10 protein-coding genes are annotated in these 14,046 nt (G+C 42.0%); 7 read left to right on the top strand and 3 right to left on the bottom strand.

Translation table 11 applies throughout. The features are described from left to right. Nucleotides 1-259: 259 nt before the first annotated feature. The gene (gene ycaO / locus ACUN2T_RS16690) at nt 260-2,023 is read right to left on the bottom strand and encodes a 30S ribosomal protein S12 methylthiotransferase accessory factor YcaO (RefSeq protein ID WP_445494117.1); all 1,764 of its coding nucleotides are present in this window, start codon (nt 2,021-2,023) and stop codon (nt 260-262) included. Nucleotides 2,024-2,162: 139 nt separating this feature from the next. Between ycaO and ansB the strand changes: the two genes are divergently transcribed. The 6 genes from ansB (at nt 2,163) to ihfB (ending at nt 9,023) form a co-directional block, all read left to right on the top strand. Further along, nucleotides 2,163-3,206 (top strand): L-asparaginase 2, encoded by a 1,044-nt coding sequence (gene ansB, locus ACUN2T_RS16685; RefSeq protein ID WP_445494116.1) that lies wholly within the window; start codon nt 2,163-2,165, stop codon nt 3,204-3,206. 239 nt (nt 3,207-3,445) lie between these two features. Then, complete coding sequence (gene serC / locus ACUN2T_RS16680) at nt 3,446-4,534, top strand: 3-phosphoserine/phosphohydroxythreonine transaminase (RefSeq protein WP_445494115.1); 1,089 nt, start codon at nt 3,446-3,448, stop codon at nt 4,532-4,534. Nucleotides 4,535-4,662: 128 nt separating this feature from the next. Beyond that, the gene (aroA, locus tag ACUN2T_RS16675) at nt 4,663-5,949 is read left to right on the top strand and encodes a 3-phosphoshikimate 1-carboxyvinyltransferase (RefSeq protein WP_445494114.1); all 1,287 of its coding nucleotides are present in this window, start codon (nt 4,663-4,665) and stop codon (nt 5,947-5,949) included. 180 nt (nt 5,950-6,129) lie between these two features. Next, entirely contained in the window at nt 6,130-6,822 is a 693-nt protein-coding gene (gene cmk, locus ACUN2T_RS16670) for a (d)CMP kinase (protein ID WP_445494113.1), read from the top strand. A gap of 172 nt (nt 6,823-6,994) precedes the next feature. After that, nucleotides 6,995-8,668 (top strand): 30S ribosomal protein S1, encoded by a 1,674-nt coding sequence (gene rpsA / locus ACUN2T_RS16665; protein WP_445494112.1) that lies wholly within the window; start codon nt 6,995-6,997, stop codon nt 8,666-8,668. A gap of 70 nt (nt 8,669-8,738) precedes the next feature. Then, a complete protein-coding gene (gene ihfB / locus ACUN2T_RS16660) occupies nt 8,739-9,023 on the top strand; it encodes an integration host factor subunit beta (RefSeq protein WP_445494111.1) in 285 nt (94 codons plus the stop codon). Nucleotides 9,024-9,559: 536 nt separating this feature from the next. Here ihfB and ACUN2T_RS16655 read toward each other — a convergent pair. Further along, the gene (locus ACUN2T_RS16655; protein ID WP_445494110.1) at nt 9,560-10,195 is read right to left on the bottom strand and encodes a LysE family translocator; all 636 of its coding nucleotides are present in this window, start codon (nt 10,193-10,195) and stop codon (nt 9,560-9,562) included. Between the two features lie 4 nt (nt 10,196-10,199). Next, nucleotides 10,200-11,012, bottom strand: a complete 813-nt coding sequence (locus ACUN2T_RS16650; protein ID WP_445494109.1) for a 2OG-Fe(II) oxygenase — start codon at nt 11,010-11,012, stop codon at nt 10,200-10,202. Nucleotides 11,013-11,702: 690 nt separating this feature from the next. Here ACUN2T_RS16650 and ACUN2T_RS16645 point away from each other — a divergent pair. Next, entirely contained in the window at nt 11,703-14,039 is a 2,337-nt protein-coding gene (locus ACUN2T_RS16645) for a ComEC family protein (protein ID WP_445494108.1), read from the top strand. Nucleotides 14,040-14,046 lie beyond the last annotated feature (7 nt).

Raw genomic sequence — 14,046 nt, 5'->3', positions numbered from 1 at the left:
AAATTTGATATAGATCATGATCCTCAGAGAGTAAACACTGTTTTGATGGGGTTGAATGGATAAAATACTAATTAATTTATTGAGTTACGTGAATTAAATTTTTTTTAAATTTTATTGTATTTTTTTATTTACTTATTGAAAGGCAATTCAATAAGTAAAATTACAGGTTAATTTGTTGTTTATTTGTTGTTTTAAATAAACTTAATTTAACCTGAATTTTACTTTTAATAATAAATTATCCTGTCAGCCAAATTGAATATTATTTGGCATTCCAGAAATGATATTTTGCTTTTTGCAGCTTCTCATAAGCGGCTAATAAAGCTTGATGAGCAGACAGTGATTTTAAATCTGAATCAATTGACCACAGACCATAAAAACACGTTTCACCCGCAACAGCCGCTGACGCTGCTTCAATAGCATTCTGTCCGTACATTTTTATGAATGCCGGGTAATATTGCGTAGGATCTTTATCCGCTTCCAAAGCAAGTAAAAGCAATGTTTGCAGACAGCGATAATAGTTAGCCCGTTCAGCTGTAAAGATTGAGGCGTTAAAATCTTGAGTCCACTCTACCCAAATCAGTGCTTGGTCCAGATCACCACCCGCCAGCGCCAACATGGATTTCAGTTCACCAATACGTAAATTGCTCCAGCCATTGTCTTTACCAACAGCAATGCCAAGCAGTTCACGAACACGGGTAAAATCGTCCAGACCTTCTTCATCTAATTGTTCAAGCAGTGCCAGATATTCTTCCGGTTGCCATTGACTATCCGGTAGCGTGAATAAAGTTTCCCGCAGATGAATCCCCATGGTGTTATTGGCAATATGCAAATCTTCCACGGGATAAATATCAGACATACCCGGTACCAGAATACGGCAGGCATAAACACTAAGGTGCTCGTAGTCAGCAATATAAACTTCCGCATCCAGTTGTTTGAAGATAGCCATCAAGGTGGCAAATTCTTCTTCTGTGGTGCCGCTAAAATTCCAGTCAGCGAATGCATAATCAGCATTTTGCTTGAATAGATCCCAACTGATTAATCCGCTCGAATCAATAAAGTGGGTTTCCAGATTGGTATGTTCCGCAACTTCTTCATTATCGAAAGTGGGGGCATTGAACACATCCAGATCTTTCAGACTACGACCCTGTAGCAGTTCGGTAACGGTACGTTCCAGTGCCACACCAAATTCAGGATGAGCACCAAAAGAGGCAAAACAGGTACCATTGTTGGGATTAAACAGAACCACGCAAATGACGGGGAATTGCCCACCGAGAGAAGCGTCGTAACAATAGAGCGGGAAGTTTTCATCCTGTAATTTGTTAACCGCTTCAACAACCCCAGGATAACGATTCATCACTTCCTGGGGAATTTCTGGCAGGCTGATGCCTTCTGCGATAATCTGGTTTTTTACATAGCGTTCAAAAACTTCTGATAACCCCTGAACTCGGGCTTCATTAACTGTGTTGCCTGCTGACATACCATTGGAAACATAAAGATTGCCAATAATATTCATTGGAATATAGACAGTATGGCTATCAGATTGACGGGTAAACGGCAGTGAGCAGATTCCGCGCGCTGCATTACCTGATTGCAAATCAACTAACTGACTTGCACATAAATCATTCTCAGGATCGTAAAACTGACGTAACCGGGTATCCAGAATGCCTTCCGGCAGGGAATCATCTTCCGGTAAAGCAAACCATTTCTCATTGGGATAATGGACAAAATCGCCATTGGCGATAGCCTGTCCTAAATAGAAATCAGCAAAAAAATAGTTGGTTGACAGACGTTCAAAATATTCTCCTAAAGCAGAAGCTAAAGCGGCTTTTTTACTTGCGCCTTTACCATTGGTAAAACATAAAGGGCAATCATGGTCACGGATATGCACTGACCAGACATGAGGAACCGGATTCAGCCAGGAGGCTTCTTCGATATTGAAACCAAGATGTTGCAGTTTTTGCTGAAAGCTATTGATCGAATCTTCCAGTGCGGCGTCTTTGCCGGGAATGAAGGTTTGCGTCATGATATTCACTTATGAGAGCTCATTACAAGACGCTCATCATACGAGTTTTTTTTCAGTAGCTAAAGTCTGGTATGCATCGCAGATTTACTGATATCATCATTCATAATCAAATGGGATATTTTTTATTAAGGAAAGCAGTATGAAAAAGATGAAACACACAGCTTTAGCTAGTTTATTGGCATTAATCAGCGGTTCTGCTGTTGCTTTGCCAAATATTACGCTTTTAGCAACAGGAGGAACGATTGCAGGTGGGGGCAAATCTGCAACAGAATCCAATTATGTTGCTGGAAAAGTGGGTATTGATGTATTAGTCAATGCTGTTCCTGGCATCAAAGATATCGCCAACCTGAAAGGTGAACAGGTGTTTAGTATTGGTTCACAAGATATGAATGATCAGGTGTGGCTGACACTGGCGAAAAAAATCAACGCAGATTGTGATAAGACCGATGGTTTTGTTATCACACACGGTACAGACACGATGGAAGAAACGGCTTACTTCCTCGATCTGACGACCCAATGCCAGAAACCGATTGTTATGGTTGGCGCAATGCGCCCATCTACGGCGCTTGGTGCTGATGGTCCATTAAATCTGTATAACGCTGTGGTGGTGGCGGGTGATAAAGAATCAGCCAACCGTGGTGTGCTGATGGCAATGAATGATGCGGTTATCAGCGGAAGTACCGTGGTGAAAATGAGTACGACTGAAGTTCAGGCGTTCCAGCCAATGAATGCGGGTGCTGAAGGTTTTATTCATAATGGCAAAGTCAATTATTACGCTGAAGCAAAGCCGAGAGCGGACAAGGCTATTTTCGATATCAGTAAATTGGATAAGTTGCCAAAAGTTGGGATCGTTTATAACTATGCGAATGCTTCTGATCTGCCAGCGAAAGCATTACTGAGTGATGGCTATCAAGGGATTGTCAGCGCAGGGGTGGGTAACGGTAATATGTACAAAACGATTTTCGATACCTTGGCTAAAGCGGCTAAAGATGGGGTTGTGGTCGTGAGAGCAAGCCGTGTACCGGTGGGTTACGTGACTCAGAATGCGGAAGTGGATGATAGCAAATATGGTTTTGTCGCGTCTGAACGCCTGAATCCGCAAAAGGCCAGAGTGCTTTTGCAATTAGCCCTGACTAAAACTCATGATCCGGTAAAAATTCACGAGATGTTTGTTAAATATTGAGTTAGCGTTCCCTGATTGTTTGGGGCGATAAAAAGTTAAGTGTGGGCGCTGTAAAATACAGCGCCTTGGATGTGCTGTTTTTCCCGCCAAATTATCATTACGTCATCAATACACGTTATTTTTCGTTTATCTTTGTTCCGCCATCCAATAACCATTGCAGCAATGAAAGGGGAATGATACAACCGATATATCAGATTCTTATTGTTATTATTATCATTTCGTCAGATGGAGTGAAGTAAATGAGTCAGGTATATAATTTCAGTGCAGGCCCAGCCATGTTACCAGTTGAAGTATTGCGCAGAGCAGAACAAGAACTTTGTAATTGGCATGGTATCGGGACTTCGATTATGGAAATCAGTCACCGCAGTAAAGAATTTATTACTGTAGCAAAGGAAGCAGAACATGATCTGCGGGATTTATTATCAGTGCCTGAAAATTATAAGGTGTTGTTTTGTCATGGTGGTGCCCGCGGTCAATTTGCTGCTATCCCAATGAACCTGCTGGGTGACAATGTTAAAGCTGATTATATTGATGGCGGTTACTGGGCGGAATGTGCAGTCAAAGAAGCAAAAAAATATTGCACGCCCAATGTGATTAATATCAAAACCGAAATTAATGGTTTTAAAGGCGTTAAGCCAATGAGTGAATGGTCATTAAGCAATGATGCGGCTTATGTCCATTATTGCCCGAATGAAACCATTGATGGTATCGCCATTCATGAAGATCCAGATTTTAATGATAATAAAGTTATTATTGCGGATTACTCTTCCTCTATTCTTTCCGGGCCGTTGGATGTCAGCCATTATGGTATGATTTATGCAGGAGCGCAGAAAAATATTGGTCCGGCGGGGCTCACACTGGTTATTGTTCGTGAAGATCTATTAGGTAAAGTTCGTAAAGAAACACCGTCTATTTTTGACTATACCGTTCTGGCGGAATATGACTCCATGTTCAACACACCGCCAACTTTTGCCTGGTATCTTTCTGGCTTGGTTTTCAAGTGGTTAAAAGAGCAAGGTGGGGTACAAGAGATGGCAAAACGTAACCAGGCTAAAGCCGGGCTGCTTTATAGTGCCATTGATAATAGCGACTTCTATCGTAACCAGATTGCCTCTAAAAATCGTTCCTTGATGAATATACCGTTTCAGATGGTGGATGCTTCACTGGATAGCAAATTTCTGGCAGAAGCGGAGGCACAAGGATTGCAGGCACTGAAAGGACACCGTGTTTCCGGTGGTATGCGTGCTTCTATTTATAATGCTATGCCAATAGGCGGCGTTCAGGCTTTGGTTGATTTTATGGCTGATTTTGAGCGCCGTAACGGCTAACTTGCCAACCATGACCGGGAACAAATGTTCCCGGAATATTCAGGGTTAAGGAAATATTTCCTCAAACGTAAAGATAACTCACTTATACTTAAAAATAATTTAATTGAGAATCGGAGATCCTGTTATTTATGCAATCCCTGACGCTACAACCTATTTTCTCCATTAATGGAACTATTAACCTGCCAGGATCAAAAAGCGTTTCCAACCGTGCACTATTACTGGCGGCTTTCGCCAAAGGTACAACTTGCCTGACTAACTTGCTGGACAGTGATGATATCCGCCATATGCTCAATGCCTTGACGGCATTGGGGGTCAACTATCGTCTGTCTGATGATCGTACCTGTTGTGAAGTTGATGGTATGGGTGGGGTGATTACCGGCAAAGGGCCGGTGGAACTGTTCCTTGGCAATGCCGGTACGGCAATGCGTCCATTAGCTGCTGCTTTATGCCTTGGCAAAAATGATGTCATTCTCACTGGCGAACCTCGGATGAAAGAGCGCCCGATTGGTCATCTTGTGGATGCTTTGCGTCAGGGGGGCGCAGAAATTGAGTATCTGGAGCAGGAAAATTATCCACCGTTACACATTAAAGGCGGCTTTGTTGGTGGTAAAGTGACCGTGGATGGCCGTGTTTCCAGCCAGTTTCTAACCGCGTTGCTAATGACTGCACCATTAGCAGAAAATGATTCTGAAATTCATATTCAGGGTGAATTGGTTTCCAAACCTTATATTGATATCACTCTGGCACTAATGAAAAGTTTCGGAATTACCGTAAGTCACGATCAATATCAGATTTTCCATATTAAAGGCCGGCAGAAATACCACTCTCCCGGCCACTATCTGGTTGAAGGTGATGCGTCTTCTGCCTCCTACTTTCTGGCGGCGGCGGCAATCAAAGGTGGCAGCGTGCGTGTGACTGGAATGGGTAAAAACAGCCTTCAGGGGGATACCAAATTTGCCAATGTCCTGGAAAAAATGGGCGCGAAAATTCGCTGGGGTGATGACTTCGTTGAATGTGAACGTGGTACCCTGATTGGCATTGATATGGATATGAATGCGATCCCTGATGCTGCGATGACAATCGCGACAACTGCGCTGTTTGCGGAAGGGGAGACAGTTATTCGCAATATATACAATTGGCGGGTAAAAGAGACAGATCGGATCCATGCAATGGCAACTGAATTGCGTAAAGTGGGTGCGGAGGTGGAAGAAGGGGAAGATTACATCCGGATTACACCACCACAAAGATTATTACCGGCTGAAATTGGCACCTATAATGATCACCGAATGGCAATGTGCTTCTCGCTGGTGGCCCTGTCTGATACACCGGTTACTATCCTTGATCCAGGTTGTACAGCAAAAACCTTCCCGGATTATTTCAATCAATTGGAAAGATTAAGCCAGCGGAAGTCATAACTGGCGACGATTATGACTCAATAAAGCGTATTTCTTTGATCAAAACCTACTTACCGTAGAATCCGCTTATTACGCTTCCCCTTTGAGGGCGTATAATAAACTACAGATATTGATGGTTTTATTGAGTAAATATTCAGCATCCGGCGAAGAATGAATTCGCCATGCGAAAGGAGAGCAATAATGGTGGCGATAGCCCCTGTAGTAACTGTTGATGGGCCAAGTGGCGCGGGTAAAGGCACTTTATGTCAGGCACTGGCGGAAGCTTTAGGCTGGCAATTGCTTGATTCAGGTGCTATTTATCGAGTATTGGTACTGGCGGCGATTCATCATCAGGTGGATATCCGGTCCGAAGACGCGTTAGTTCCTTTGGCGGCTAATCTTGATGTCCGTTTTGTCCCGAAAAAAGGGGCGCTAAGTGTGATACTTGAGGGTGAAGATGTCAGCAATGAAATCCGTACCGAAACGGTGGGAAATACCGCTTCACAGGCAGCCGCTTTCCCTCGGGTGCGTGAAGCATTGTTACGGCGTCAGCGTGCTTTTCGCATTGCTCCGGGTTTGATTGCTGATGGTCGGGATATGGGAACGGTGGTGTTTTCTGATGCACCGGTGAAAATATTCCTTGATGCCAGCGCAGAAGAACGAGCGCGCAGACGTATGCTACAGTTGCAGGAAAAGGGCTTTAGTGTTAACTTTGAACGTCTTTTATCCGAGATACAGGAACGCGATTATCGCGACCGTAACCGGACAGTTGCACCGTTAGCGCCCGCTGAAGACGCATTAATATTGGACTCAACCAGTATGTCTATCGAAGAAGTTATCGATAAGGCGCTAAATTATGTGAAAAAAACGCTTTCATTACCTAAGCAATTTTAAGTTTTTAGCTTATAATTGATGGTGATGTACTGAAAATTAGGTACGTGGGTTAATAAAGTTTTCCCACAAACCAAACAACCTTGTCACAGGGAATAGTGACAGGGCATGTAAAACAACCCCATTCGGCGGGAAGCTAAATGGACGTTAAATTGAAATCTTGAAGATCATTAACATGACAGAATCTTTTGCTCAACTCTTTGAAGAATCCCTGCTATCTATTGAAACTCGTCCAGGTGCTATCGTTCGCGGCATCGTTGTTGCTATCGATAAAGACGTTGTATTAGTTGATGCAGGTCTGAAATCAGAATCTGCTATTCCTGTAGAACAGTTCAAAAATGCTCAGGGTGAGCTGGAAATCCAGGTCGGTGATGAAATTGATGTTGCGCTAGACGCTGTTGAAGATGGTTTCGGTGAAACTGTTCTGTCCCGTGAGAAAGCAAAACGCCATGAAGCATGGCTGATGCTGGAAAAAGCTTACGAAGAAGCAGAAACTGTTACTGGCATCATCAACGGCAAAGTGAAGGGCGGCTTTACTGTCGAACTGAACGGTATTCGTGCATTCCTGCCTGGTTCTCTGGTTGATGTTCGCCCAGTTCGTGACACGACTCACCTGGAAGGCAAAGAGCTTGAGTTTAAAGTCATCAAGCTGGATCAGAAACGCAACAACGTAGTTGTTTCTCGTCGTGCTGTTATCGAATCTGAAAACAGCGCAGAACGTGATCAACTGTTGGAAAACCTGCAAGAAGGTATGGAAGTTAAAGGTATCGTTAAGAACCTGACTGACTACGGTGCCTTTGTTGATCTGGGCGGCGTTGATGGCTTGCTGCACATTACTGATATGGCTTGGAAACGTGTTAAACATCCAAGTGAAATCGTCAATGTGGGCGATGAAATCGCAGTTAAAGTACTGAAATTCGACCGTGAACGTACTCGTGTATCTCTGGGCCTGAAACAACTGGGCGAAGATCCATGGGTGGCAATTGCTAAACGTTACCCAGAAGGGACTAAACTGACGGGTCGCGTGACTAACCTGACTGATTACGGCTGCTTCGTAGAAATCGAAGAAGGCGTTGAAGGTCTGGTACACGTTTCAGAAATGGACTGGACTAACAAAAACATCCACCCATCCAAAGTTGTTAATGTTGGTGACGTTGTGGAAGTTATGGTTCTGGATATCGACGAAGAACGCCGTCGTATCTCCTTGGGTCTGAAACAGTGTAAAGCTAACCCATGGCAGCTGTTTGCTGAAACTCACAACAAAAATGACCGTGTTGAAGGTAAAATCAAGTCTATCACTGACTTCGGTATCTTCATTGGTCTGGATGGCGGCATCGACGGCCTGGTTCACCTGTCTGACATCTCCTGGAACGTTACCGGTGAAGAAGCAGTTCGTGAATACAAAAAAGGCGACGAAATTGCCGCTGTTGTGCTGCAAGTTGACGCAGAGCGTGAGCGTATCTCCTTGGGCATCAAGCAACTGGCAGAAGATCCATTCAATAACTACCTGTCTGTAAACAAGAAAGGTGTTATTGTTACTGGTAAAGTCACCGCAGTTGATGCTAAAGGCGCTACAGTAGAACTGGCTGACGGCGTTGAAGGTTACCTGCGTGCATCAGAAGCTTCTCGTGACCGTGTTGAAGATGCAACTCTGGTTCTGAACGTTGGTGATGCAGTTGAAGCTAAGTATACTGGTGTTGATCGCAAAAACCGTGTAATCAATCTGTCTGTTCGCGCTAAAGACGAAGCTGATGAAAAAGACGCTATTGCTTCTGTGAATAAACAAGAAGACACAAACTTTGCTAACAACGCGATGGCTGAAGCTTTCAAAGCAGCTAAAGGCGAGTAATTAAAGTGAATAACGGTGGATAACACATCACATGAGTGTTATCCAAGTACGGTAGTTTAGGGAGGTACTAATGACCAAGTCTGAATTAATCGAAAGACTTGCTGGCCAGCAATCTCATATTTCGGCCAAAACCGTTGAAGATGCAGTGAAAGAAATGCTTGACCATATGGCAATAACATTGGCAGATGGTGAGCGTATAGAAGTGCGCGGATTCGGCAGTTTTTCTCTTCACTACCGTGCCGCGCGTGTAGGTCGTAACCCTAAAACGGGTGATAAAGTGGAACTGGAAGGTAAATATGTTCCCCACTTTAAACCTGGCAAAGAGTTACGTGATCGCGTGAATATCTACGAATAAGTTTGAAGATAACAAGTTATTGCTTATTCTAAACAGCATCTTTGGGTGCTGTTTTACATTAATAACAAAGTGCTGACCTTTTGGTCAGCACTTTTGATCTAATAAAGGCTCATATAAAAAGAGCTGATTATTATGTTAAGAAAACCTGCCTCCATAATCTTGTCAATCTGGCATGACTTTCCCAAAAAATCATTTGGTACATAAAACCGATGTTGCCATTGATTTTGAATTCATTCGCGATACCCAACTTTGATGAAAAATTGTGTCTAACTTGTTACGAAACATGAGGAAGTACCAGCATCAATCAACCTCATTTCTAAAATTTTCAGAGTACTCCTATATATTTTTAAGTGAAATTCGTTGCACTATTGATCATCAATCAACCTATAAGTGGTAAGAATATGATGACGATTTTAGTTAGACCCACTCTTCGTACTGTAAACCAATGGAGAAGTCAATAGGATGGTAAAAGGCTATTATCTGCAATTTAGTTTGGTCAAGAATTTTATTCATTCCTCAGTCGCCGTGTTTCCTGCTTAAGAAAAATGCAGATTGAATAATGTTATTGAATATGAAAAGAAATAGATTCCAAGCATAATCAGAATGACGCCACTGGTATAATTAATAAATTTAATAACACGATGACTGAGCATTTTCCTGGAGAAAAATATAACAGCATTAATCAATGCTACCCAAAATATAACACCAATAATTGTCCCTAATGCACCAATAAATAAACTATCTTTATCTGATGTAATATTGTTCAGTTGAGCACTTACAGACAACCAGAAAATAACATTGTACGGATTTAAGAGTGTTAACAATACACCATCAAAAAATTGCCGGTGATAGGGCTTTCGTATGATATTTCTATTTTCTTCGTTTTTCTTATTTAGAAAACTGGTAATACCAAACCAAATGACGATTAATGCACCTAAAAAACCCAGAATAGGCATAAAAACAGTATTAGAGAATAATTGTAATACTCCTGCACCTAAAAGTAATAAATAAATTATATCGGCAAAGCAAGCACCTAAACCGAAAACCACGGCGTGAAGACAACTAATATTCAAGTGTCTGCGCATAATTTCTATATTTATAGGGCCAACGGGAGCCGCAGCTCCCAATCCTAAAAGAAAAAACGTTCCTAATGTACTGATTACATCAACCATATAATTAATTCCATAGCATAAGATGTTTATTTAGTGATAATCCAATGAAGCTTTGTAATGATATTCTACACCCATCGGAGAAACTACGAATGGCATGGGGTTTCCTGGTATTTATGATGATCAAATCTCCTTGTTCTGGTTTAATAAGGATGGAAGGCGGAAGAGTGCCTCGCCAATTATTTTCTGCATTATCTTCGATTAACTCGGTGATAGGAATTGCAGGGACATCCCACAGTTCTAGCTCCCCTCCATTTACCGGCATTTTTATATATATATTTACCGAGAATTGCCCTAACAAATTGACAGATTGCTGTTGAAGTCCATCAAAATGAGGTTGTTTTTCAACCATGAAAGAGAGTTCGGGCCTTTTCATAACCCTGGCGATGCCTACATGCATCTTTTTACCTTCAAAATTTGCAATACTGGCGCCTGCGGACCAGACCTCATCCAACTCTAAACGCAATTTATCGAAAGGCGCCAACATTGGGGCACAGAAATTTCTGACATTTCTTATTGCGGATAACGCGTCCTCAAAATATTTTTTATAACTATCGCTATCTTTGGGTTTCCCAAAGGTCGTGTTGTAGGATATACCAACTCTATCAACGCCATAATCCACAAAAATAGTTTTGTCTCCTTTTTTTAAATCATGAGCGTGAAGTTCTAGATTCTCATGAGTGAGGAAAAAATCTGAGAGCTTATCTGAAATATGACTATTGACATATTTTTTTACATGAATTGCTAACGCGTCATCATTAAATAGTCTAGTGAGATCATTCTCTTGTAAAGAATCAGATAGAATTATTTCATTTTTCATAAAAACCACCTTGTTTGTATTTAACATGATTTCTGATGATTTTTCACATAAAAATAGAGTGGAAATAGTAATCTAATCTTATTCATATTTAATCAATGCGATATTAATCACAAAAATCAGATAGTGATTTATGTAATTTTGCCAAATTAGTATTCAATAATAGAGATAATACCTGATGGTAATGATTTTTTATTTTATACCCGTCATCTTTCAAGTTGCCTCTTTGTTGGTTGCACTCGCTCACCCCGGTCACATCGTTATCTATGCTCCCGGGGATTCGCTCCCTTGCCGTCGCGATGCATCTTGAAATCCATAGGGTATACATATTATTATCTTATTGTTTTACAGCTTTTACTAATGATTTCAAAAACAACAAATTTAATGGTAATTATAAGTAGATAATATAACTTCTTGGTAGCTTAGATTGCGCGTTTGTGTCTGTAGTACAAGCATGAACTCGCGGTGTGTTTTATTCGATGCCTGTGCTGAATATAAAGAGAAAAAATCAAAAATAATATACCAGATCCTGACTGTTTGCGAAGCTGCTCACATTTTTATATGAAATTATTCTTAGCCTAAAACTAATCTGCGAAGGTGTTTGATAATTCTTCTGATACCTCTGGCTGCCTTTTAAATAATAAGAAATACTTTGTTGAGTAAAATAAAGGGGTAAGGATAAGGTAAACAAGGATGTGGCTTTTAGTCTTGATAAACAGGATAACGACAAACTGGAAACAGCCTGTTCCGGTAATCAGTGTGAATCAGGCTGCGGTAGCTATTATTGCCGGTATTATACCCTTGCTTTTTCTGCCTGAATTACCGCAAAAAAAGCAGGTTATTGCATTGATATTATTGGCTTTATTCTGTTTGTTTTTGCCATCCTATCTTTGCCGGATGGGATCAATTTCGTTGCTGGCATTTCTTATCGGATGCTGGCAGGGAAATCATCTGCTCGAACAAATAATCTATCTTAGTGAGAAAGAGCACTTATCTCAGGGAATTGTTGAGAGTTTGTCATTAGGTGATGAAGTCAATGAAGGAAAAAACAGGGTTTTTCTGCGTATTATTGCAGATGAAAATAAAATTATTTTCCCACCACTGTATATCTCTGTTTATTGGAATATTTCGCTTGAATCTCTGTGTGCTGGTCAGAAATGGCAATTAAAAATGAAATTACGGCCAGTGCATAGTCAGCTAAATCAAGCCGGTTATGATAGCCAGCGCAGAGCATTGGCTATCCGCCAACCTCTAACTGGAAAAGTCATTCACGCTGAATTAATTGACGGGAAATGTAGCTTACGCCAGCAACTGGTCAGTCATATTGCTCCGGCTATGCGTGAGTTAAAACACAGTGGCATTGCAATGGCATTAGCATTCGGTGAGCGTCAATGGTTAAGTAAGGAGGATAATTTATTATTACAACAGACAGGTACAGCCCACCTTATGGCAATTTCTGGGTTGCATATTACCGTTGCCAGCATGTTTGGCTGGGGAATGGCAAGGTTATTACAGATCTTCTTTCCTGTACGCTGGATAGGGCATAAATTCCCACTGATTACCGGCTGGATAGTGGCAATGAATTATGTCTGGTTATCTGGTTGGGGAATTCCGGCTATTCGCGCATTACTTGGTTTAACTCTTTGGCTCTATTTGCGCTACAGAAATATTCTGTGTTTTCCTTGGCAGTGGGCATTGTGGACAGCCACCATTATTCTCTTATTTGATCCCCTGACCGTGCTTTCTGATAGCTTCTGGCTCTCCTTCTTTGCTGTGATGGCTCTGATGTTCTGGTTCTATTGGGCACCGTTGACTGAGCCATTTCGTTATGGCTGGAAGTGGTTATGGCTGCGTGGGTTATATATGCAAATGGGCATGATGCTGATGCTTGTTCCCCTCCAGCTGTTATTATTTCATGGTGTTAATTTTGCCGCTTTATTTGCTAATTTCTGGGCAGTGCCAATCATCTCTTTTATTACTGTTCCGTTGATTATGCTGGCATTAATCAGCACTTTTTGTCCGATTATTCACGCTTTATTATGGCAATTAGTCGATTACTCGGTGACCTTCTCTTTGATCCCTTTGCCAGTTTTGCAACAGTCATGGCGTGAAACTGGCCGTTTTCCTCTATTAATCACATTTATTGCCTGGTTTATTGTCATTATCTGGCGATTCGCTTGGTGGCAATCATACAAATGGCTGATTGGCATTTCCTTAGGGGTCATGCTCTGTTATCTGAGGCGCACCGAAGAATATCTATGGCGGTTTTCTATGCTGGATGTTGGGCATGGGCTGGCTGTTATCATTGAAAAAGAGGGCAAGGCGCTGATTTTTGATACCGGTAATCGTTGGGAAACCGGCAGTATGGCGGAGAGGGTGATAATCCCTTATTTGCGTTGGCACAGATTAACACCAGAACAGATTATTATCAGTCATGATCACCTTGACCATACGGGCGGGCTGGAATTCTTACAACGGAAATATCCTGATATTTCTGTCAGAAGCCCTTTAATTAACAGTAAACATCTTCCATGTATACGCGGTGAACAGTGGCGCTGGCAGGGGTTGAGCTTCCGTGTATTATGGCCGCCGGCAAGATCATTACACGCAGGTAACAATGAATCCTGTGTCATTCGTGTAGATGATGGCAAACACAGCCTGCTTTTAACTGGGGATCTGGAAAAGCAGGGGGAATATAAGCTGCTGGGAATAGAAAAAGAGAATTTAAGATCGACGATATTGCAAGTTCCACATCATGGTAGTAACACATCATCTACGGCAGCGTTTATTCATACCGTGGCACCGCAATATGCATTGGCTTCTGTTGCACGCTATAGCCCGTGGCGGCTCCCTTCAGTCAAGGTGCAGCGGCGTTATCGTAAGGCCGGCGCAGAATGGCGTACTACTGCGGTGTCTGGGCAGATAACGGGTTGTTTTTATGGCGATTACGTTGAAATTGTGGGCTACAGGCAACAAATTATGTCACGCTGGTATCATCAGTGGTTTGGTATTCGTGGTGATCATGAGTAGAATAACC

It is taken from the genome of Photorhabdus machadonis (genome assembly GCF_052657765.1).
Note: the sequence above shows the minus strand (reverse complement) of the source record. Positions and strands in the feature narration are given on the sequence as shown.

Bases quoted from the DNA above. Each gene is read 5' to 3' on its own strand.
- ACUN2T_RS16645 (WP_445494108.1), top strand. From the start codon at position 11,703: ATGTGGCTTTTAGTCTTGATAAACAGGATAACGACAAACTGGAAACAG.
- ansB (WP_445494116.1), top strand. From the start codon at position 2,163: ATGAAAAAGATGAAACACACAGCTTTAGCTAGTTTATTGGCATTAATC.
- rpsA (WP_445494112.1), top strand. From the start codon at position 6,995: ATGACAGAATCTTTTGCTCAACTCTTTGAAGAATCCCTGCTATCTATT.
- ACUN2T_RS16650 (WP_445494109.1), bottom strand. From the start codon at position 11,012: ATGAAAAATGAAATAATTCTATCTGATTCTTTACAAGAGAATGATCTC.
- serC (WP_445494115.1), top strand. From the start codon at position 3,446: ATGAGTCAGGTATATAATTTCAGTGCAGGCCCAGCCATGTTACCAGTT.
- ihfB (WP_445494111.1), top strand. From the start codon at position 8,739: ATGACCAAGTCTGAATTAATCGAAAGACTTGCTGGCCAGCAATCTCAT.
- ycaO (WP_445494117.1), bottom strand. From the start codon at position 2,023: ATGACGCAAACCTTCATTCCCGGCAAAGACGCCGCACTGGAAGATTCG.
- ACUN2T_RS16655 (WP_445494110.1), bottom strand. From the start codon at position 10,195: ATGGTTGATGTAATCAGTACATTAGGAACGTTTTTTCTTTTAGGATTG.
- cmk (WP_445494113.1), top strand. From the start codon at position 6,130: ATGGTGGCGATAGCCCCTGTAGTAACTGTTGATGGGCCAAGTGGCGCG.
- aroA (WP_445494114.1), top strand. From the start codon at position 4,663: ATGCAATCCCTGACGCTACAACCTATTTTCTCCATTAATGGAACTATT.